Raw genomic sequence first — 20,855 nt, 5'->3', positions numbered from 1 at the left:
GTGAGCTTCGGCAGGATACCTATTGTGGCTTCGCTTCTTAGACGGCCTTCTTCAGTTTTTTGAAAAAGGCTTTTTCCTTTTCGGCAATGTGTTCCAGCTGGGTTGCAACATCATCGTATACATCTATGGCTACTTTGGTGGTCCGGTTTCTATAGATTCTAGAGGCGTCCACGGCAAAATCTCTCCAAAGGTCTCCAATTTTTGTCATTTCAGCAGAGAGTTCCAAGAGTTTTTCATTGCCCAACAATTTTCCTGCTTCTTGTAAAAAAGCTGCATAAATATACCTAAACCCGCCGCCGCCGGTACCTATTTCCTCTTGCATCCTTACAATTTGCCCCAGATAATGATTGGTGACCTTGGTTCCCTTCTTCTTCGGCCATTTTCGTATAAGTCCTGCAATTTTCTTGATGCCTCTGACTCCTACAAAAGGCACTGGCGCCAGCATATCGCTACACGTTTTCTTGATGCCCTTTACGATGGCTTTTTCAAGTTTGAGCTCCTTTGGGAAGGCAATTGGATAATACATATGGCCCTTTGGTGCAAAGGCACCCTTGGCAAACCGTACTTTTTCCAATTCTTTTTCGGTGAGGGTAGTTACCGTCTCCATCACGGGGTCGCTAATAAGGTAAGTATGGTCTTGTTTTCCGTAAACTACCAAGTTATGGGCATTGAAATGAAAACGATACTCGTCTGGAAAATAGGTTAAATGGTACACCCCAACCTGCAAGCCCACTGGATTGTCCTTCTTTAAATTGGTATCTAATCTTGCCTTTGCCGCCTTGTAATTTTTAAACTTTTCACGCTTGAACTGGACACCGACCCGTTTTGCAAATCTATTGAAGATTTTCCCGGGCATTGCCCTATACGTAATTGCTGGCGCATGGTTTACCTTCAAAAAAGGAATGTAACAAAACAGCAAGCCAGACCCAATACCAAAAACCATAGGTTCGCTTACCTGAAAGCCGTGATGCTTCATCAGGTTTGAGACCACGCCGTTCTCACAATGGGCAGACTGGTGATGGGTAAAATTAATTTCCATGTTTTAGCTTTCAATGTTTTGTAGTTGGTCTATGGTAATATCAAAAGTATCGGCATATTTTTGAAGTGTCCGTCTAGAAAGCTTTTTGAAGACAGAGGGTTTAAAATGTCTTTTCACACGCCATTTCCACATCCCCACATAACTTGCCAATACCGAAAGATCCATTTTATTCAGTTCCATGTAGTATTCTATAGGGCTTGTTTCCTTAGCGAGTACTTTGGCCCGGGCGTTTTCCACGCGTTCTTTAATAGCGTCTATGGCATTGTTCAGCGCAATGGTCTTGGGGTCCCAGCCAGTGGTATGCTGGGTAACATATTCGCCATTTTCATCTACGGCATAGCATAGTTCACGAAGATCGGCTTTTTCCAGATTGCTCTCGTCCTGTGGTACATCGCTCTTTTTCATCACACTTCATGGATTAGGAAATTGAGGGTACAAGCTACAATTAATTGGTCATTATTAAAAGTGGAACATTGCATGCTACAAATGGTCAGGGTGCCAGTGTCCAGCCTTGAGTTTAAGGTTGCCTTTGTCGTAATAGTGGCACCCGTTTTGGGTAGGTCGAAAATTTCAATTTTTTTTATGGCACTTAAATACCCTATAAGCTCATTGCTTTCTCCCGTAAGGTCATCTTTCTCAAAAAAACTACGGCCTACAATGGCGGTACAGGCCTGTGCGGCGTTTTCAATAAGGCCAGCTTCGGCAAGTAAATTGTTTTTTACAAATACGCAGTCATCGGTTACATCAAACTCGGTATGCACCGTTGTTTCATCTATGGCCAAAAGCCTGGTTACCATAAGCATGGGCTCACGGTGCGGTAGGAATTTCTTTAATTCAATATGTGGTTCCTGCACAGGTTTCACGAAGGAGCGATTACGGTTTTCATTTGGCTGGCTGCAATAGTGCTTCCGTTACATTCAGTTATGATATTTACCAACGTAACGCCCATGATTTCATGTAAAATGGTAGCGGTGGTGGTAAGTTCTTCTGAAATTTTAGGCAACCGTTCAATTTCAACTTTTTTTATAGAACCTATGTACCCAACGGGTGCGGGTTCATTTTTTAGATAATATTGATAGCCCGTATACAATGCTACGGTTTGTGCCATATGCTCAATAAGGCCAGGAGCCGTGAAATGTTTGTTTTCTGAAAATAGATTTTCTGAAGATACCGTAAATCCTGAAACCACTTTTTCTGAAGAGAAATACAATAGTTTATCCACCATTACAAAAGGTTTCTTTTGCGGGATCAAGTTTTGGACAAACTTTTTATCGGTTATGTGGTTGGTGAGCATATTCACTTAACAAACGGTTAAATAAGCATAGTTAAATGAAAAACGTGAGCTTTCTGGTACAGAGAGTAGAATGGTTTCTCCCTTTTTAAGTTTCCCAGAAGCAATGAGCCCTTCCAGCATTAAATAAATGGAGGCAGAGCCTACATTCCCTACTTCGGTTAGATTCATAAACCACTTGTCCCATTCTATTTTCACGCCCTGCTTTTCCATCTCGTTGTACAAGCCTTCCTTAAAATAATACGAAGAGATGTGGGGTAGGTAGTGATCCACTTCTCCAGGAGAAACAGCGTGTTTTTCTAACGTCTTTTTCAAGCTATCCACTCCTTTCACCAAGATATTATCGCCCAAAATCTTAACATCCTGCTTTATGGAAAAAAGTGATTTTTTACTCCACATTTCGGTTGGGTATTCGCTCCACGGTTTTAAGAAACCGCTGTCATCCTTATCGCCTCCAGCGTACATGCAGGGCTCCAGTTCGTGTGCGTAGGAGTAGCCCTCCATCCATTCAATCTTAAGCGGAAGTTCCCCTTTTGGGGAGTCTTGCAATAAAAATGCCCCAGCACCATCTGAGAGCATCCAACGCAGGAAATCTTTGTTGAAAGCAATGATGGGCTGCTTTTCCATGGCCTCCAAGTGTGCTACTTCTTCTTCATAGATATCGCCTGTCATCCAAGAAGATATTCTTTCAGAACCGGTACAGACTGCGTTTTTAACTTCGCCACATTTTATGGACATGTAACCGTACTTAAGGGCGTTCATGCCACTGCAACAAGCACCCGTGGGTGAGTTTATTTCAACATTATTGTTTTTTAAAAAACCGTGTACCATGGCGGCGTGGGAGGGCAGGATTTGGTCCGCACTGGAAGTCCCACAGGATAGTAGCTCAATATCGTTTGGAGTAAAATCTTCATCGCAGAGGTTTAGGATTGCCTCTTTTGCCAATTGAGCGTTATTGTGGGTAATAGTTCCCTCCTTATCTATTGCGTAGTATCTAGTTTTAATTTGGTTGTTTCTTAGAACAATACGTCTTGCCTTGGAAGTTTTTCCATTAATCGCTCCCAATCGCTCTTCCATAGCGTCATTATCTACGGGATCGTTAGGCAAAAATTTTGAAACTCTGGTAATGTAAACGTTTTTCATGCAACCTTGGTTGTAGACACAGAGGAAAAATACTTTTTTTCCCTGTTTATTTTTCTCTTCATCAACGGATAAGTGAGCAAAAATACAATAAATACAATTGGAGCTAGTATCCAAATAGCAATTAACAAATAATAATTAAAAAGAACGAGCCATTTTTTTCTATTTGGATCTCCCGACCCTCCTTTTTTTACGATAAAATTCGCCCATTTTGAAAACATCATATTAGCTCGCTTGTCTGCCAGGGAAAGGAAAGGTTTGATCTTTACAGCGTCCAATTGCAACAATTCATTTTGAAGATTTGAAAAATCGTTGCTAAGCAAAGCCTCTTTTATAGGAATACCAAATCTTGAGGCTTCTTGTATGTCTCTTGCCGAAACCCCGGGTTTAGGGAAGATGCCAAATTTCTTTGTTTTTTCCCCGCCGAACATCCAATGCACAATGGTAATCACGCTAATGTGGTTAACGTGCCTATCCACCAAGGCAATGTTGCCCACTAGTATAGCTTGACATCCCACAAGCAGCCTCTTAAGTTTTTCTTGCGCTTGTATCCACATATTCCTTGCCCCAATAACGGTAATTACAGGAGTGTCTTTGAGCAGTTTTTTAGCAGCATCAGACTTTAAGAATGAATTTATAGGGATGGACGGCGACAAATACCAAACTTGGTGCCCCAATAGCACCAAATCGTATTTTTTCTTCAGTACAGCTTCGGGGACAGGCTTTAGCTCACAGGGAATTTGAAGAAACGATTCCGGAAAGGCGTCAAAAAACTTCTCTTTGGTCCAAGGAAAAGGGAAGGGCTTTAAGGGAGTTATCTTATGGTAGGTAATATTCACCTCGCCACCTTCCATAGTTGAAACCACGTTCTGGAGGATATCGAACAGCTGTCCGGATTGGGAATAGTACGCTACGAGAACTTCCTTCATTTTGCTTTGTTCACATTCCAAAAATTGAAATAGTTAAACCATTGTAGTGGATATAAATTAAGGATGCCTTCAACACTTTTGGTGTACTTTTTAAGCAAATCCTGTGCATCCCTGTGTGTTACAGTGGCTGTTCTTGCGTATAAGTGGTAATGTTTTGCAGTTTCTTTCATAACATACACAAACAGTACCGGCACCTTTAACCTTGAGGCCAGCAAGAAAGGCCCGGCGGGGAACTTTGCCTCTTCTCCCAACAAGGTTTCAGTTAAAAATTTAGAGCCTTCAAAATACCTATCGCCCGTGAAACAAACAAGTTCACCATTGCCCAAAGCCGTATTGATTTCAAAAATATGCGACAGATCCTGTTTTACGAGGATAAATTTAATATTAGATTTTGAGGTAACGCTCTCTAGATATTCTTTTATGTGCTGGTGTTCGGCATCGGTCGTGACCAGGTTTATTTGGGAACGGGTGTCAATATCTTCAAAGAAATATTCGGCAAGTTCAAAATTTCCAACGTGGGCACTTATGAGTATCCCTCCTTGGCCTTTGTCCAAAAGGTTGGTAATGTTTTCAATACCATCAAACTCGTACGTAAATTTATCGCGAAGTCCCGAAGCTATCGCAGCTTTATCGATAATGGTCTGGCCAAACTTGAAGTAGCTCCTGTAAATACCGAAGAAACTCTTTACAGCAGGATATTTCAGCCTGTGACGAAGATAATAATATATTGCCCTTGAATTTTTTGGTGCAAAGAAACAATAGTACAGTGCCACAAAATAAAGAATGAAATAAGCTGCACGAACACCTAATTTCTGAATAAAGAAAATAAAAATCTTGTACCCTATTACAGTACCTCTGGATTTACCTTCCCATTCGTTAGACATGACGTCTTAAACCGTTTTTTGACTTAGTTTGCTCTCGATAAGATCGTAAAAATCCTGAAGTGTCTTAACATTCACAAAGTCTTCGCCCACTAGCTTCACGCCAAAGTTAGACTCGATAGCCACTACCAAGTCTACAAAATCCAAACTGTCCAGCTCCAGGGTTTCCTTAAGGTTTGCTTCTGGGGCTATTTCTTCTTCTTCCACCTCGAACTCATCAACCAAGAAGTAGTTTATCTTTTCTTCAATTATATCTTTCGTCATCACTTTACGACAATTTTTTTATTATTAATGCTGAATTTGTTCCACCAAATCCAAAAGAATTGGACAAAAATACATCAATTTTTTTGTTTAACGTTTTCTTAACAAGGTTTAATTGTGCTGCATCTTCATCTGGATTTTCCAAATTGATGTTTGGTGCCACAAAAGAATGCTCCATCATGAGCATAGAGTAAATTACCTCGCTGGCTCCAGCCATCCAGCATTCGTGGCCTGTCATAGATTTGGTTGAGCTTACGCAAGGCCCTTTGGGGCCAAAGACCTCAACGATTGCCTTTGCTTCATTGGCATCTCCCACAGGAGTTGAAGTGGCATGCGCATTAACATAATCTATCTGCTCAGGTTTTAAATTTGCTTGTTTCAGTGCTTTGAGCATAGCACGGGAAGGGCCCTCGACATTAGGGGTAGAAATATGCTCGCCGTTTGAGGAAAAACCATACCCCACAATTTCGCCCAATATAGGAGCACCGCGTTTTATGGCCGAATCATAACTTTCAACAATAAGGGTTGCACCGCCTCCACTTGGTACCAAACCGTCCCTGCCACTATCGAAGGGGCGGGAAGCCTTTGCGGGATCTTGGTTTGTTGAAAATACCCCGAGTCCATCGAAACTGCCCATGGCCAGTTCGTTTATTTCTTGGGCACCACCGCAAATTATGGTGTCCTGCAAGCCGCTGCTAATAAGTTGATATGCCATCCCTATAGCATGGGAACCACTGGCACAAGCTGCACTAATGGTAAAATTAACTCCCGTAAGCCTGAATATTGTAGAGAGATTCATGGTAACGGTAGAGTTCATTGCCTTGAAAATTGCCCCGGAACCTACTAACGTGGTATCTCCCTTTTGGCGCATGGTATCTACCGATTCAATTACAGATTTTGCAGTGCTATCGTTTCCGTAAAGGATTCCCACTTCGTTATTGTCTAAAAAGTCTTGGTCTATCCTTGCATTCTCAAGGGCCTCTCGCGTGGCAACATAAGCATATTGAGCCTCTTCGCCCATGCTTATGCGTTCCCTTCTGGAAAGGAATTTTTTAAGGTTAGGCTCTTCAACCATCCCTGATAGTGGAGAGCGATAACCAAAGTCTTTCCTTTTTTGGTCAAAAACAATTCCTGATGTTCCGCTGTAAAGGGATTCTTTAACTTCTGAAAGATTTTTCCCTATACAGGAATAAATCCCCATACCTGTTATCACTACTCTCCTCATCGCCCTTTCTTATTATTATTATGAATAAATACCGCCATTAATGTTTATTACTTCCCCCGTAATATAAGATGATTTTTCTGAAGCCAAAAAGGAAACAACGTGGGCTACTTCTTCGGCTTCCCCAAATCTGTTTGCCGGAATCATTTTTTTTAGTTCTTTTTCGTCAAGATCGGCCGTCATGTCACTTTTAATGAACCCTGGTGCCACAGCGTTTACGGTTATTTTTCTTTTGGCCACTTCTTGTGCCAGTGCTTTGGTAGCTGCAACAACCGCGCCCTTTGCAGCGGAATAGTTAGTTTGTCCCGGGGTTCCTTTCAATCCTGAAACCGAAACCATATTGATAATTCTTCCGTATCGATTTACCAACATTTTTTGGATAAGGTGATGGGTAACATTAAAGAAACCGTTTAGGCTGGTATTTATCACGTTGTGCCAGTCTTCGGGCTTCATCCACATAAAGAGTCCATCTTTGGTAATACCCGCATTGTTCACTACCACTTCAATCACAGCATCTTTATTGTTTTCCTGCCAAACATCCAACTTAGCAGCAACCGCCTGGGCATCCACCACATTAAATTGAATAACCTCGCCTTGTCCGCCCACTGCTTCCACTTCTTTCAAAGTTTCCTTGGCAGCAGCCGCGTTACTGTTGTAGTTTATTAAAATGTGGTACTCTAAATCCTTGGCCAGTTGAATACAAACGGCACGACCAATTCCTCTGGAACCACCTGTGACCAGTGCGTATTTTATTGGGGCATTACTTTTTTCCATATATTTTTTACTGTGCTTTTATTCTGAAAAGAGTTCGGCATTTTGATACCATTTTCCGCCCAGAGGCTTCCCGTTTTCATTTAGGTAGCCCCATTCTTTCTTGTACCTTACTCTTGCCACTCCATCGTGGAAACCTTTTACATTGTTCTTACTGAACATAGAGAAACCACCAGCAGTAATATCATATTGTGCGGAAATTACCATCTTACCGGTAGTATCAATAAACCCCCATAATTTCTTTTCTTTTACGGGTGCTAAGCCATTGTCTCCATATATTTCGGCATCTCTGTATTGCATAGGCACTACTACCTCACCCTTTTCGTTAATGTAACCCCAATCCTTACGTTGGGCAACAGGAGCCAACCCACTATTGAAAGCTCTTGCCTTGTCGAAGGTTGGAGGAATCACCCATTCGCCCTTTGTGTTTATAAAACCTATTTTCTTGTCGCTACGGGCATAGGTAAGATTCGAGTTGTCAGTAAAGTCCCAGATTTTATCGGCATTTTCTACAATTTCAAAGCCATTGCTGGTTATAACGCCAAAAGATTCGCCTTTGGCTCCCCAGACTGCCTTACCACTATTGTCGCTCAATTCGTTATAGCTCACAGGGATGGTTATTTTTCCGGCGGTATCGATCATTCCCCAAAGATCTCCTTGTCGTACCCTTGCCTGACCGTTTACAAAGGGTTTCATCACTTCGTAAGTAGGTTCTAGGATTACTTTTCCGTTGGTATCAATTAGGCCAATTTTTTTATCTACTCTATAAAATGCAACGCCATATTCATTAAAATCGTAATACTTTTCCTGTACCGGGGTTTGTAAAACTGTTCCAGATTTATCAATATAGTTCCACTGGTCGTCCTTTAATACCAGGGCATACCCAGCGTTAAAATCCTTTACCCTATCGTAGGTAGGTTGTAACACCCATTTCCCACTGGTATCTATATAACCCCATTTGTCATCTTGCAAAGCGGGAGCCATGCCTTCTGAAAAGTCGCCAGCTTTATCAAACTGTGGTGCGATGACCATATTCCCAGAGGTGTCTATATAGCCAAATTTGTCGTTTTCCCTAACTAGGGCCATTTTTTGTGCCTGGATTGCTGTTACTTGCAGCAATAGAGCTAATGCGATAAGACTTACTTTTTTCATATTGGTTATTTTTCAGAATTAATAATATGTTCTTTTACCTGATTCACATAAGGATACATAATTATATCTTCGGTAAAGGCAGGGACGATCTCCCTTATTTCATCAAACATTTTCTTTGTTTTTGAAGACACCTTATCCTGGACTTCTAAATATTCTATTGCCTGTATAATGGTAATTAACTCTATAGCCACTACCTCGTAGGCATTTTCAATTACCTTTTTGGCAATAAGTGCTGCGTTAGTACCCATACTCACGATATCCTGGTTGTCGTTGTTGTTTGGAATACTGTGCACATACATTGGGTTAGAGAGCATTTGGTTCTCTGCAGTGGTTGAAGTTGCCGTAAACTGCACTCCCTGCATTCCAAAATTGAGACCCAAGGTCCCAAGATTCACAAAGGGAGGTAAGATATCGTTCAGTTTTGAGTTGAGCAGGTAATTTAATTGGCGCTCTGCCAACATGCTCATTTTAGCAACGACAATCTTAAGCTTGTCCATCTCTAAAGATACGTAATCTCCATGAAAATTTCCACCGTGGTACACGTGCTTTTTTTCAACATTAACGATGGGATTATCGTTGGCAGAGTTTACTTCTTCGATCAAGATACGTTCTACATTGTTCAATGTATCCAGCACGGGGCCCAAAATCTGGGGTACACAGCGCAAGGAATAGTATTCCTGCACTTTTTCTTCAAAAACGGCTACTTCCTTATTGCCGTTGTAAAGGTGGTGCTCACGTTTGCGGGTAAGGGAACTGTCCTTTAAATGCTCCCGCATGGTCTTAGCGATAGCTCGCTGGCCAATGTGCTTTTTGGTCTGGTTCAAATCTTCAGAGAGATGATCGTCGTACGCCTGTACTATTTCGTTTATGGCCGAAGAACATGCAACCATCCAGTGTAACAAACGCCTTGTGTAAATAGTATTTACAATCCCTATCCCTGCCATTACAGAGGTACCGTTCATAATGGCAAGACCTTCCCGCAATGCTACGGTAATGGGCTGTAAACCTTCTATTTCAAAAACTTCTTTGGTGGCTCTCCGTTCGCCTTTATAAAACACCTCCCCTTCGCCAATAAGAACCAAGGCCATATGGGCCAGTTGTACCAAATCTCCACTAGCACCCACGCCTCCGTGTTCATAAATTAGAGGAATTATGTTTTTGTTGATGAGCTGTGTCATCAAACCGATTACCGAAGGATGCACCCCAGAATTCCCTAAACTAAGGGTATTTAGGCGCGCTAACATAGCTGCCCGCACATATTTTGGTTCAATAGGGTTGCCTGTTCCCGAAGCGTGGCTGCGTATTAGGTTGTATTGAAGTTGAATTCTCTGGGAATCGGCTATCTTATATTGTGCCATAGGCCCAAACCCCGTATTGACCCCATAAATCACCTTGTTTTCCGAAAATTCCATTAAAAACTCAAAGCTTTTCTCTACGGTATCTATCACTTCGTTGGCTACTTCGATAGATTCTCCTTTAAAAATTACCTCGAAAAACTCTTTTACGCCTAACTCTCCCCTAATTGTCAACATTTATATGGTAAAAACTTTTAATGAATAATATACAGTTCCTTAAATAAAAACAGTTATTTTGACTGCAAATTTAATAATTTATAGCATCTAAGGACTAAATTTACAACCCAATATAGCACTTGTGAGCGAACTGAAAAAAAACGTAGACATTTTAATTATAGGAGCAGGTCCTTCTGGCTGTGTAGCAGCGTCTTACCTACACAAAAAAGGATTTACCGTACAAGTGGTAGAAAAAAACAGATTTCCAAGATTTGCCATAGGCGAGAGCCTTCTCCCAAGGTGCATGGATCATTTTGAAGAAGTAGGCCTTCTGGACTGCCTCCAAGCACAAAATTACGAAGTAAAAAAAGGAGCACGGTTTTTAAAAGATGGCGGGGTTTGTAATTTCGATTTCAGCAAAAAGCACACTGAGGGTTGGGACTGGACCTGGCAAGTGCCCAGAGCACATTTTGACAATGCCCTGGCACAAGAACTCACACAAAGGGGCGTAGCCATTTCTTTTGAAAAAGAAGTGACCGCCGTTACGTTCGCTGAAGACGGCACATCCACCACAACTGTAAAGAGCGATGATGGGAGCCACACAAATATTCAAGCTAAATTTATTGTAGACTCCAGTGGATTTGGCAGGGTACTCCCAAGGCTTCTGGGCCTGGATGTTCCTTCTGAAATGCCAAAACACTCCTCCATATTCACCCACGTTAAAGACCTGAAACGACCACAAGGCACCGAAGGAACCCTTATTACTTTTGATGTGGTTACGGACGAAGTATGGCTGTGGGTAATTCCATTTTCTAACGGGATGACAAGTTTGGGGTATGTGGGACCAACCGAGTTTCTGGAAAAATACGAGGGCACTACAACCGAAAAGATGAAGGAAATGATGCAACTTTCGACCCATTATCACGATAGGTTTGAAGGCATAGACTACGAGTTTGAACCCATTGAGATAAAGAATTATTCAAAATCTGTTTCCAAACTGTACGGGAAGGGCTTTGTACTCACGGGCAACAGTGCAGAATTCCTGGACCCTGTATTTTCCTCCGGGGTTACCTTTGCGACTGAATCTGCATTGCTTTCGGCAAAATTGATCTCGAGACAATTGAACGGTAAAACGGTAGATTGGGAGAAAGAATATTCCACCTACATAAAAGAAGGGGTTGCTGTTTTTGCGACCTATGTGAAAGAATGGTACACGGGCAACCTCCAAAAAATATTCTTCCACAGACCTGAAAACCCAGATATAAAGAAAAAGATATGTGCCGTGCTTGCTGGCTATGTTTGGGACAAGTCCAACCCGTTTGTAAAGAACCATAATAGGCTTGTAAAGACTGTGGCGCATTTTATAAAAATAGAAGAGGAAAGTATGCAATAGGACAAAAAAAATCCGTTGGAACAACACCCAACGGATTTTTGAAATAGCTTTTGAGCCGACTTTTACCTTCTCATTTTCTTTAGCTTCTTTTCAATCATCTTTGCCAGTGTTTTTCCTGTTTTGGCAAAGCCCTCGCCTATTCTGTCCTCATTGCTAAAAGTACCTCCAAATCTATTCCCTGGAGCATTTTTTGCCTTAATTTCCAATACTACGTTATCTCTGTTTGCTGTTTCTACAAAACGCAAGGTGGTAGAAAGCTTTGCCGGCTTTCTCATAATCGCAACATTATACCCCGGGTATATCCAGGTAACATCTACTATAAGTGTGTATTTGGCATCTGTAAGGCCCTCCTCGAAAAACAATCCATAGTCATCTGCAAGATATCGGTTCATTAATTCTAGGAATTTAGGGGCGTAGATTAGCTCTTTGGAAGCTTCCCACTTCTTGGCCCAATTTTTACCTACTCCTCTATTTTTCTCTTCTAGTTCTTTGGTGCGTTCGGTAACATAGGTTTCTTCGCTCCTGTCATCATTATAAAGCTTGAGGTTGCTGTAATCGAATTCTACGTTGATGTTTTTCTGACCTTTTAGGAAAGTGTAATCTCCGTCTACTACTTTCATTTTTTGCCCGTACACAAAAACTGTACAAACAAGGGCCAACATAAGTGTAATTTGTTTTTTCATATAAAATAATTGAAGTTAATACGTGACGGCAAACATACTGGTTTTAAATTTTAAAATAGAAAGTAATTTTCCAATACGTTCAATCAAGGCTTTACAGAAATATCACCCTGTTAGTTGGGCAGCATACACAGCCAAAAACTACTCCACAGCAAACGGATAGTTGTTTTCAGTGTTTGCGTTTACAATATTTGAGTAAATGGTAACAACAATGTTGGTGCTTGTCTCTACTGAAATTAAAAGCACTCCGTTTCTTACTTCATCGCCTGTGATATAATAATCACCTGCTTCCTTTAAAATGATCCCGAAAGTACTGTTGAAAAAATCACCTTGTAAATATGCCGATGCCTGTATGTATTGATTAGAAACTGAAACACTCCCCACGGAAGAAACCAACTCATTTTCAGAAAATATGATTGGCGCTGGGTTGTCAAAACCATTTTCCTGAAATACCCTAAAGTTTGTATGGGCCAATTGGGAGTTACCGGCGATTTCAGAAATATCTCTACTATCGCCATTTACCTCAACTACTTTTGGAACAGAGACTTGCACCCATAGAGTGTCTCCAACATTAAATTGTGTAGCATTGTCCTGTACACTTGCCAAATCTGGGACATCTGCATCAAAAAACAACAGGCCGTCATCGTCTGGGTCACAACAAAAAGAAGCACATAAAAAGATAGATGAATATAGTAGTGTTATGATTTTCACGGGAATATAATTTTCGTGCTAATTTCTACAAAATAGCGTTGAGTAGCTTTAAAAGGCTTGTTAAATTTTAACTCGGATTAATATCAATTTACTCGGTATAAACTTATAACAGTTTATAAAGGTTATTGCTACCTGTAAGCTCTATTCTGCTACTTCCTTTTGTGGAATATGGCAAATACGAGTGTAACAATAGCCTCCCCTGGCACGGGAGTGGTACAGTTCAACTCATCCATATCAAACGCCTAAACAAAATCTCGCAACCTTTAATCAGGTTGCGATTTGGTTGACCCACTAGGGGCTCCCTTCGACTACTGCTCCTGCGTCGCAACGCTCAGGACAGGCTTCTCGCCCACGTAGCTGAAGATAAATTCCATAAAAAAAGCCCTACATCAAATGCAGGACTTTCAAATTAAGTTGGCCCACTAGGGCTCGAACCTAGACTCTTCTGGACCAAAACCAGACGTGTTGCCAGTTACACCATGGGCCAATTCCATAATGCGGATGCAAATTTAGTACAATCTTTAACTTGTACAAATTATTTTAGGCAAAAAAGGAAGAAAAAAAATGAAATAGCAGGTCTACTATCCCCTTTGAAAGGGTGTAGACCTATTTTCCACCCCTTAAATTTCAGAAAAAATATGCTTTTGGGTACGTTCGGTGTGGTTTCAACGTTTCACTAACCATATTATTAGTAAATTCGCTTTATCAAAAAAATCACTGCACGTATGTCTAGTTTCAACTTCGACAAATTGAATAAAATTACAGGCTGGTTTGTCTTTGCCATTGCCCTGCTTACCTACTGGCTCACCGTAGAACCAACGGCCAGTTTTTGGGACGCAGGAGAATATATCACCACGGCAAGTAACCTAGAGGTAGGCCACCCACCAGGAGCGCCACTGTACCAAATTATGGGGGCTTTCTTTTCCATTTTTGCGATGGAACCCACCAATATTGCACTTACCATTAACCTAATGTCTGTTTTTGCTAGTGCCTTTGCCATATTGTTTATGTTCTGGTCTCTCACTATTTTACTCAGGATGGTCGTGAAGAAGCACCAAGAACTCAATAAAAACAATAAGGCGGCGATTTTAGGTGCAGCAGCCGTTGGTGCTTTGAGTTTTGCGTTTACCGATAGTTTTTGGTACAACGCCGTAGAGGCAGAAGTATACGCAAGCGCTGCGTGTGTGCTTTCCATATTGTTCTATTGCGCCTTGCGCTGGGAACGTGAAATGAACACCCCCCGTGGAGACCGTTGGCTTATTTTGATTGCTTTTATCATTGGACTGTCTTTCGGGATTCACTTTATGGGGTTATTGGCAATACCTGCTATGGGATTCTTGTACTATTTCAAGAATTACAAGACCATCACCCTAAAAAATTTCATCATAGCCAACATTGTTACAGTAGCTATCCTGCTCTTTATCTTTAAATTATTGTTACCATACACCATGAAACTCTTTAGTGGTTTCGAGCTGTTTTTCGTGAATTCGTTGGGGATGCCTTTCAACTCGGGAACTATCATCGCCGGACTGTTATTTATTGCATTGTTCTATTTCGGTTTACGCTATACCCGAAAGAAAAAATTGGGCCAAGTAAACACTCTTTTACTGTGTGTCCTTTTTATTTTTATAGGTTTTTCAAGTTGGCTTATGTTGCCTATACGTGCCAATGCAGGTACGGTAATAAACGAAAACAACCCAAACAATGCCCGCGAACTACTGGCTTATTACAACCGGGAACAGTACCCAGAAACACACCTGTTCTACGGTCCTCTTTTTACTGAAATGTACGCAGGATTGGATCCTGAGAACCCTTACAAGGACGACAAGCCCAAGTACGAAAAAGACGAAGAGGCTGGAAAATATATCATTGTAAACCAATATAAGGATGCAGCACAAAATCTGGACGATAGGCATAAGGTAATCCTACCTAGAATGTGGAGCCCAGAACACAATGCGAATTATCTTGAGTTTACCGATGGCTTGGAGTTTTCAATAAAAGCTGAATACCGCAGTGAACCCAGACTGGTAGAGATAGTGACAGGGTTTAAGCAAGCCTTTAGGGACGGTAGGGTAGACAAGGACGATTACGACGAGTTTTTGGAAGCCTACGGGCAGTTTCTGGACATTGAACCACCCTCGCTTTGGCAAAATTTGGCCTATACATTTGAGTATCAATTCGGCTATATGTACTGGCGTTATTTTATGTGGAATTTTGCGGGAAGACAGGACGATGTGCAAGGGCAAAAAACTATGCTACATGGCAATTGGCTAAGTGGCATCCCCTTTTTGGACGAACTCCGTTTGGGCTCCCAGGACAATCTTCCCAGTGATGTAAAACACAACAAGGCACGAAACACTTATTATCTCCTACCCTTAATTTTAGGGGTTTTGGGTGTTGTGTTTCATTTTAAGAACGACATGAAAACCTTTTGGGTATTGCTCGTCCTGTTCCTCTTTACAGGTCTTGCCCTAAAAGTATACCTCAACGAGCGGCCTTTTGAACCCCGTGAAAGAGACTATGCCTTAGTAGGCTCGTTCTACGTGTTTGCTATGTGGATTGGTTTTGGCGTATATGCACTGTTTGAAATGCTGAAAAGCTATCTAAAACCAAAACTGGCCATCCCCATAGTACTTACGGTGGCTACCTTGGCCTCTCCAGTATTATTAGCCTATCAAAACTGGGACGACCACGACCGCTCCAATCGTTATACAGCCAACAGTATGGGTAAGATGTACTTGGACTCCTGCGATGAAAACGCCATCCTCTTTACCATTGGAGATAATGATACGTTTGCATTATGGTATGCACAGAATATTGAGGGGTATCGCCAAGATGTGCGTATAGTGAACACTAGCCTCTTTGCGACCGATTGGTATATAGACGACATGAAAAAGAAGGCTTTTGAAAGCGACCCAATACCCTCTCAACTTACACATGAAGAATACAGATTTGGAACACGGGATTTCCTGTATTTCCAAGAAGCTACCAAGGACACCATAGATATAAAACAATGGATGAACTGGGTTGCCAGCGAGGATCCAAGAACAAAAGTAGAGCTGGAAAGCAACCAGTGGGCACATACCTTCCCAAGTAAGACCATTCGTATTCCCGTAGATAAGGAAGCTGTTTTGCGAAACGGCATCGTACCCCAAAAAGATGCAGATAAGATCGTCCCGTATATAGACATTACGATAAACAAAAACGTAATCTATAAAAACCGGATGATGATGCTGGACGTTATTGCAAATAACAATTGGGAACGCCCAATTTATTTTAGTGGCGGAAGCTTTGGTGACGATGACTATATCTGGATGAAAGACTACCTGCAACTCGAAGGGGTAACCTACAAGCTGGTACCAATAAAAACGCCTGTAGACAAAGGAAACCCTTTTGACATGGGCCGAATAGATGCTGAAAAAATGTACGACATCGTGATGAATTTTGACTGGGGCAATAGCGGCAGCCCAGACATATACCACGATACCGAAACACGCCGAAACGGTATCACCTACCGAAGCAACTTAGCCCGCCTTGCTGAAACCCTGATGAATGAGGGTGAAATGGAAAAAGCTGAAAAAGTGCTGGATCTCGCTATGGAAAAAATGCCCGTGGAATACTTTAGCTATTACTCCCTATTAGAACCCTACATGCTTGGTTATTATGAAGTTGGAAATACAGATAAAGCCAGGGATCTTTATAGTAAGGTTTCCAAAATATACCAAGAAAAACTACTATACTATAGCGGGATGAAGGTGAATAGGCAATTCTCCATTGCTGACGAAATTATTAGCGATATGGAAAAATATCGTGGCTTGGTAGATATCTTGATCGTGATGGACAATGAAGAATTTGCCCGTACCGAAGCAAGTAAGTTTAACGACTATCTCAAGTTGTTCCGTCATTTCTATTCGCCAGAAGAAGGTATCGATGCCGATAAGAAAATAGAAAAGGACCAGCTAGATAACGATACCAATGCTATAGACCAACCCATAGACACCGTGGTGCAGGACAATACAAATATTGAACCTGAATTGCTGCCCAACAACTAATGAACTATTTGGTAAAAACGCCCAAGCTTGTACAGTGGTTATTTCCACAGCGGGTTTGGGCGTTTACACCAAAAGAACCCAATGTATATCTTACGTTTGACGATGGCCCTATCCCAGAAGTCACTCCCTGGGCTTTGGAACTACTAAAAAAACACAATGCAAAAGCAACCTTCTTTTGTATTGGCGACAATGTAAGGAAGCATCCCAAAATTTTTAGACAACTCCTTGCTGAAGGACATGCCATTGGGAATCACACCCAACATCATTTAAAAGGAAGCAACACAACAACACAAAAATATCTTGAGGATGTAGCCTTATTTGAAGCTTCTCTTAAAAATGTCACAAATTCAGCATCCTCCAATCTCTTCCGTCCACCCTACGGAAAAATGACTTCAGCCCAAGCCAAAAAACTTCAAGAAAAGGGTTATAAAATAATTATGTGGGATGTATTGAGTGCAGATTTTGATGCTTCAATTTCAGAAGAAAAATGTCTTAACAATGTACTTCGGCATATACAAACAGGAAGCATTGTAGTATTTCACGATAGTCTAAAAGCCGAAGGGAAACTGCGATATGTACTTCCGAAGGTGTTGGCGTTTATTGATAAAAAAGGGTGGAACTGTGCTTCGATACAATTTCCTTAGCCCTGCTTTGCAAATTAAAGAAACCATTCAGTACACTTGTTTATTATAACAACAAAACATACTGAAATTGACACCTAGCCTTTAAGATTCGTGCTTCGGCGTCTGTATCTCGTCTTTTTAGACGTACTCCTTTACCAGTCCAATAAGGGTATTGGCATCTTGCTCCCCACTTTGCCGCCATTTCATCTCGCCATTTTTGTAGATCATTAGGGTTGGGAGGCCCTTTACACGCAAGGCTTCAGCGAGCTCGTTATTTTTATCCACGTCTATCTTTATTACACGTGCTTTATCACCTAAGGCTGCAGCTACGTCCCTTAGTACGGCGTGCATTCCCTTACAGGCATCGTCCCACTCGGCATAAAAGTCTAACAGGACGGGGACTTGGGTTTCAATTAATTCTCCAAATTTGGACATAATAGTTGAAGTATTAGTTCTACAAATATAACATTTATGGCTGAATAGCAAGCATTACGCATTGATACGCTTCTTTTTAAGTGTGATTACGGTAACCTCTGGCCAAATCCCAACTCTTCCGGGATAGCCCAAATAGCCAAAACCCCTATTCACATTGATGTAGCGCCCAAATTCTTCATAGATACCGGCCCAGTTCTCGTATCTATATTTTACGGGGCTCCATTTTATCCAACCGGGTATCTCTATGCCAAACTGCATCCCGTGTGTATGTCCGCTTAGCGTTAGGTGTATATTTTTATCGTGCGACTTTACCTGCTCTTGCCAATGCGATGGGTCATGGCTCAATAAAATCTTAAAATCTGAAACCTCACACCCTTCGCAGGCTTTGTTTAGGTCGCCAGCTTTTTTAAATCCTCCAGCGCCCCAATTCTCTACGCCCAGCAGTTTAATGGTTTGCCCGTTTCTTTCTAGCGTTTGGTTTTCGTTCAACAATAGGCGCCACCCCATTTCTTTTTGCAGCTTTTTTAATGCTGAAAGGTTTTTGGCTTTTTCAGCTTCAGAATTCCACGAAACATAATCGCCATAATCATGGTTCCCCAATACCGAATACACCCCATCCTTGGCGTGAAGGCTCCCAAACAGTTCTTTCCACTTGTGCATCTCGCTGGCAACATTATTTACCAAATCTCCTGTAAAAACAATGATATCGCTCTTTTGCTGGTTTATTAAATCTATTCCGTAGGCAATTTTCTCTTTATTGTCAAAACTGCCGCTGTGTACGTCGCTAATTTGCGTTACCGTGTAGCCATCAAAAGCTTCGGGGAGGTCGTCAAATTCTAAGGCATACTTCAATACTTTGTAGTTGTACTTGCCCTGTATCATTCCGTAGAGCAACCCTGCAAAGGGAATAGCAGCAATACCAAGTGCTATCCCGCTGATAAATTTTCTGCGGGAGGGTATGTAAAAACCACTTTCGTTCCCCCCTATCTTTGAAAACAGTCCAACGAACAGTCTCACAATATCTTCACCAAACATAAAAACGATTATAAGCAGTTTGGGGACAAAAAAAGCAATGAAAAACCCAAAGTTGTACATAAGTGCGGGATTGGTCCTCGCCTCTCCAGAATTGAGCGCATATACAAACAGAAACAATACCAGCAGCGAACTTAACCCATACAGGGCATATAACCACTTATTATTGGTAACGGTACGCACGGCCTGAAAAGCATACATATCTATGAGAATGTAAATGGCAATAAAAATAATCCAACGCATGGGTTTAGCTTGAAAATTTTAATAAGTAGCTAAGGTACTATGCGATTGCGCCTTCTAAAAATCATTCACGTTATTTTAACGGTTTTTGTATCTTTTCAAAACCTAATTTTAGCTTTTTTTACAAGTGCACAGTAAAGCACCTCGGCAAAAGCCCGCGAGGCATCAGTTGGAACATAATTTTTAGTGTAGAGACAATCCTCTAAGCATTTTAAGTCTTGATTATCGAGAACGTTAAAGGGGTGCCTTTATAATTTCATAATTAAAATCAGCAAATTGAAAAGAAGAAAATTTATTCAAAACACCGTCGTGGGTGCTACTGGAGCTACCTTTGCCTTGAGTGCGCTCGCCTGTGAAAATGAAAAGGATGCTACCCAAAAATCTTCAGAAGAAAAAAATGCAATGAACAAAAAAACCCACGCCCTTCCTATCGCCATTTGTACATGGAAATTTACGAAAGCCAACCAGAGAGCGGGAGAAGTTCTCGATGCTGGAAAATCTGCACTGGATGCTGTTATTGAAGGTGTTTCGGTTGAAGAACAAAATTTAAAAAATACTACCGTAGGGAAAGGAGGTGCGCCCGATCGTGAAGGGAATGTAACATTGGATGCCTGTGTAATGGCACCCAATGGCGATTGCGGTGTGGTAATGGCGGTATCCAACACAAGCCATGTAGCGGCACTGTCGCGTAAAGTGATGGAAGAAACCCCGCATGTAATTTTGGTAGGTGAAGGAGCCGATGAGTTTGCCAAAACAATTGGTTTTGAAACCGAAAACCTGCTTACCGAAAGTTCAAAACAAGCTTGGGAAGAATGGCTGGAGAGCCCAGAATACAAACCCATTATTAATATTGAAAACCACGACACCATAGGAATGTTGGCCTTGGACAAAAATGGCGATATTGCAGGAGCCTGCAGTACCAGCGGACTCTCCTACAAAATGAAGGGACGTGTGGGCGATAGCCCCATAATAGGTAGTGGGCTGTTTTTGGACAATGAAGTGGGTGGTGCCGTAGCAACGGGTATGGGCGAAGAAGTGATAAAAACCGTAGGAAGTTTTTTAATAGTAGAATTGATGCGCAATGGGATGACCCCGCAAGCCGCTTGTGAAGAAGCTGTAAAAAGAATAGTATCTAAAAATGACGATTATAAAAATTTTCAGATAGCATATATCGCTATGAACAAATCTGGCGAAACTGGAGCCTATTGTATTCACGAGGGGTTTACGATGATGAAATACGAGAATGCTAAAAATGAAGAAGTACCCGTAGCTTTTTATCATAAACCGTCCTGACCCTACCTAACAATAAATCTTTAAGATCTCCTCCTAAAATTCAGAAAACGAATTTGTTACGAACTACGTAGTAACACGTATTTTTATAAAATCAGAACTTTCGTACAAATAGCAACGCCTTTTTTTTATAGCTTTGTTACACATAAGTAGGTTGATACCCTAGGGTGTCGATCAAATTTGGGGCGAAAAGTCACCACAT

The 20,855-nt window shown here is 41.5% G+C and carries 20 protein-coding genes and 1 tRNA gene; 4 read left to right on the top strand and 17 right to left on the bottom strand.

Going from position 1 to position 20,855, the window contains the following annotated elements; translation table 11 throughout:
• Nucleotides 1–37: 37 nt before the first annotated feature.
• Genes C8D94_RS03035 through C8D94_RS02980 form a run of 12 tightly spaced genes read right to left on the bottom strand, consistent with a single transcriptional unit; the run spans nt 38 to nt 10,218 of the window.
• Entirely contained in the window at nt 38–1,039 is a 1,002-nt protein-coding gene (locus C8D94_RS03035; protein WP_115122410.1) for a BtrH N-terminal domain-containing protein, read from the bottom strand.
• Nucleotides 1,040–1,042: 3 nt separating this feature from the next.
• On the bottom strand, nt 1,043–1,444 hold the full coding sequence (locus C8D94_RS03030; RefSeq protein WP_115122409.1) for a hypothetical protein: 402 nt from the start codon (nt 1,442–1,444) through the stop codon (nt 1,043–1,045).
• Entirely contained in the window at nt 1,444–1,902 is a 459-nt protein-coding gene (locus C8D94_RS03025; protein ID WP_245946177.1) for an ABC transporter permease, read from the bottom strand. The genes C8D94_RS03030 and C8D94_RS03025 overlap by 1 nt, the downstream gene beginning before the upstream one ends.
• Nucleotides 1,899–2,333 carry a hypothetical protein gene (locus C8D94_RS03020; RefSeq protein ID WP_115123012.1) on the bottom strand — a complete coding sequence of 145 codons (435 nt, stop codon included), beginning with the start codon at nt 2,331–2,333 and terminating at the stop codon, nt 1,899–1,901. Before C8D94_RS03020 ends, C8D94_RS03025 begins: the two co-directional genes overlap by 4 nt.
• A gap of 6 nt (nt 2,334–2,339) precedes the next feature.
• Nucleotides 2,340–3,473 carry a beta-ketoacyl-ACP synthase III gene (locus C8D94_RS03015; RefSeq protein WP_115122408.1) on the bottom strand — a complete coding sequence of 378 codons (1,134 nt, stop codon included), beginning with the start codon at nt 3,471–3,473 and terminating at the stop codon, nt 2,340–2,342.
• Entirely contained in the window at nt 3,470–4,399 is a 930-nt protein-coding gene (locus tag C8D94_RS03010) for a hypothetical protein (protein WP_115122407.1), read from the bottom strand. Before C8D94_RS03010 ends, C8D94_RS03015 begins: the two co-directional genes overlap by 4 nt.
• Complete coding sequence (locus C8D94_RS03005; protein WP_115122406.1) at nt 4,396–5,283, bottom strand: LpxL/LpxP family acyltransferase; 888 nt, start codon at nt 5,281–5,283, stop codon at nt 4,396–4,398. The genes C8D94_RS03010 and C8D94_RS03005 overlap by 4 nt, the downstream gene beginning before the upstream one ends.
• 6 nt (nt 5,284–5,289) lie before the next feature.
• Nucleotides 5,290–5,544 (bottom strand): acyl carrier protein, encoded by a 255-nt coding sequence (locus tag C8D94_RS03000; protein ID WP_115122405.1) that lies wholly within the window; start codon nt 5,542–5,544, stop codon nt 5,290–5,292.
• Between the two features lie 4 nt (nt 5,545–5,548).
• A complete protein-coding gene (locus C8D94_RS02995; protein WP_115122404.1) occupies nt 5,549–6,766 on the bottom strand; it encodes a beta-ketoacyl-[acyl-carrier-protein] synthase family protein in 1,218 nt (405 codons plus the stop codon).
• A gap of 18 nt (nt 6,767–6,784) precedes the next feature.
• On the bottom strand, nt 6,785–7,516 hold the full coding sequence (gene fabG / locus C8D94_RS02990) for a 3-oxoacyl-ACP reductase FabG (protein ID WP_115123011.1): 732 nt from the start codon (nt 7,514–7,516) through the stop codon (nt 6,785–6,787).
• 39 nt (nt 7,517–7,555) lie between these two features.
• Nucleotides 7,556–8,686 (bottom strand): WG repeat-containing protein, encoded by a 1,131-nt coding sequence (locus C8D94_RS02985; RefSeq protein WP_115122403.1) that lies wholly within the window; start codon nt 8,684–8,686, stop codon nt 7,556–7,558.
• A gap of 5 nt (nt 8,687–8,691) precedes the next feature.
• Entirely contained in the window at nt 8,692–10,218 is a 1,527-nt protein-coding gene (locus tag C8D94_RS02980; protein ID WP_115122402.1) for an HAL/PAL/TAL family ammonia-lyase, read from the bottom strand.
• A 121-nt stretch (nt 10,219–10,339) separates the two neighbouring features.
• Here C8D94_RS02980 and C8D94_RS02975 point away from each other — a divergent pair, with 121 nt between their 5' ends.
• Nucleotides 10,340–11,590: an NAD(P)/FAD-dependent oxidoreductase gene (locus C8D94_RS02975; protein ID WP_115122401.1), complete on the top strand. Its 1,251-nt coding sequence runs from the start codon at nt 10,340–10,342 to the stop codon at nt 11,588–11,590.
• A 62-nt stretch (nt 11,591–11,652) separates the two neighbouring features.
• Here C8D94_RS02975 and C8D94_RS02970 read toward each other — a convergent pair whose 3' ends face one another.
• The 3 genes from C8D94_RS02970 to C8D94_RS02960 all read right to left on the bottom strand — a co-directional run bounded on the left by C8D94_RS02970 (nt 11,653) and on the right by C8D94_RS02960 (nt 13,468).
• On the bottom strand, nt 11,653–12,273 hold the full coding sequence (locus tag C8D94_RS02970; RefSeq protein ID WP_115122400.1) for a hypothetical protein: 621 nt from the start codon (nt 12,271–12,273) through the stop codon (nt 11,653–11,655).
• Nucleotides 12,274–12,411: 138 nt separating this feature from the next.
• Nucleotides 12,412–12,981 carry a hypothetical protein gene (locus C8D94_RS02965; RefSeq protein WP_147278487.1) on the bottom strand — a complete coding sequence of 190 codons (570 nt, stop codon included), beginning with the start codon at nt 12,979–12,981 and terminating at the stop codon, nt 12,412–12,414.
• A 414-nt stretch (nt 12,982–13,395) separates the two neighbouring features.
• Nucleotides 13,396–13,468 (bottom strand) — tRNA-Gln (locus tag C8D94_RS02960).
• 238 nt (nt 13,469–13,706) lie between these two features.
• Here C8D94_RS02960 and C8D94_RS02955 point away from each other — a divergent pair.
• Both C8D94_RS02955 and C8D94_RS02950 read left to right on the top strand, forming a co-directional pair.
• Nucleotides 13,707–17,033 carry a DUF2723 domain-containing protein gene (locus C8D94_RS02955; protein ID WP_115122398.1) on the top strand — a complete coding sequence of 1,109 codons (3,327 nt, stop codon included), beginning with the start codon at nt 13,707–13,709 and terminating at the stop codon, nt 17,031–17,033.
• Complete coding sequence (locus C8D94_RS02950) at nt 17,033–17,677, top strand: polysaccharide deacetylase family protein (RefSeq protein ID WP_115122397.1); 645 nt, start codon at nt 17,033–17,035, stop codon at nt 17,675–17,677. The genes C8D94_RS02955 and C8D94_RS02950 overlap by 1 nt, the downstream gene beginning before the upstream one ends.
• 117 nt (nt 17,678–17,794) lie before the next feature.
• Here C8D94_RS02950 and C8D94_RS02945 read toward each other — a convergent pair whose 3' ends face one another.
• Together C8D94_RS02945 and C8D94_RS02940 are read right to left on the bottom strand one after the other, a co-directional pair.
• Nucleotides 17,795–18,091 carry a thioredoxin family protein gene (locus C8D94_RS02945; protein WP_115122396.1) on the bottom strand — a complete coding sequence of 99 codons (297 nt, stop codon included), beginning with the start codon at nt 18,089–18,091 and terminating at the stop codon, nt 17,795–17,797.
• Nucleotides 18,092–18,145: 54 nt separating this feature from the next.
• Nucleotides 18,146–19,366, bottom strand: coding sequence for a metallophosphoesterase (locus tag C8D94_RS02940; RefSeq protein WP_115122395.1), 1,221 nt, complete (start codon nt 19,364–19,366; stop codon nt 18,146–18,148).
• Between the two features lie 273 nt (nt 19,367–19,639).
• Between C8D94_RS02940 and C8D94_RS02935 the strand changes: the two genes are divergently transcribed.
• Nucleotides 19,640–20,656: a N(4)-(beta-N-acetylglucosaminyl)-L-asparaginase gene (locus C8D94_RS02935; RefSeq protein ID WP_245946176.1), complete on the top strand. Its 1,017-nt coding sequence runs from the start codon at nt 19,640–19,642 to the stop codon at nt 20,654–20,656.
• Nucleotides 20,657–20,855: the final 199 nt, after the last annotated feature.

Origin of the sequence: Marinirhabdus gelatinilytica, from assembly GCF_003353425.1 — a bacterium.
In the GTDB taxonomy this organism is placed as follows: Bacteria; Bacteroidota; Bacteroidia; order Flavobacteriales; family Flavobacteriaceae; genus Marinirhabdus; species Marinirhabdus gelatinilytica.
This window is presented reverse-complemented; position numbering and strand designations above follow the sequence as displayed.

Bases quoted from the DNA above. Each gene is read 5' to 3' on its own strand.
- C8D94_RS03035 (WP_115122410.1), bottom strand. From the start codon at position 1,039: ATGGAAATTAATTTTACCCATCACCAGTCTGCCCATTGTGAGAACGGC.
- C8D94_RS03030 (WP_115122409.1), bottom strand. From the start codon at position 1,444: ATGAAAAAGAGCGATGTACCACAGGACGAGAGCAATCTGGAAAAAGCC.
- C8D94_RS03005 (WP_115122406.1), bottom strand. From the start codon at position 5,283: ATGTCTAACGAATGGGAAGGTAAATCCAGAGGTACTGTAATAGGGTAC.
- C8D94_RS02945 (WP_115122396.1), bottom strand. From the start codon at position 18,091: ATGTCCAAATTTGGAGAATTAATTGAAACCCAAGTCCCCGTCCTGTTA.
- C8D94_RS02955 (WP_115122398.1), top strand. From the start codon at position 13,707: ATGTCTAGTTTCAACTTCGACAAATTGAATAAAATTACAGGCTGGTTT.
- C8D94_RS02985 (WP_115122403.1), bottom strand. From the start codon at position 8,686: ATGAAAAAAGTAAGTCTTATCGCATTAGCTCTATTGCTGCAAGTAACA.
- C8D94_RS03015 (WP_115122408.1), bottom strand. From the start codon at position 3,473: ATGAAAAACGTTTACATTACCAGAGTTTCAAAATTTTTGCCTAACGAT.
- C8D94_RS02940 (WP_115122395.1), bottom strand. From the start codon at position 19,366: ATGCGTTGGATTATTTTTATTGCCATTTACATTCTCATAGATATGTAT.
- C8D94_RS02995 (WP_115122404.1), bottom strand. From the start codon at position 6,766: ATGAGGAGAGTAGTGATAACAGGTATGGGGATTTATTCCTGTATAGGG.
- C8D94_RS02950 (WP_115122397.1), top strand. From the start codon at position 17,033: ATGAACTATTTGGTAAAAACGCCCAAGCTTGTACAGTGGTTATTTCCA.
- C8D94_RS02970 (WP_115122400.1), bottom strand. From the start codon at position 12,273: ATGAAAAAACAAATTACACTTATGTTGGCCCTTGTTTGTACAGTTTTT.
- C8D94_RS03000 (WP_115122405.1), bottom strand. From the start codon at position 5,544: ATGACGAAAGATATAATTGAAGAAAAGATAAACTACTTCTTGGTTGAT.
- C8D94_RS03010 (WP_115122407.1), bottom strand. From the start codon at position 4,399: ATGAAGGAAGTTCTCGTAGCGTACTATTCCCAATCCGGACAGCTGTTC.
- C8D94_RS02980 (WP_115122402.1), bottom strand. From the start codon at position 10,218: ATGTTGACAATTAGGGGAGAGTTAGGCGTAAAAGAGTTTTTCGAGGTA.
- C8D94_RS03020 (WP_115123012.1), bottom strand. From the start codon at position 2,333: ATGCTCACCAACCACATAACCGATAAAAAGTTTGTCCAAAACTTGATC.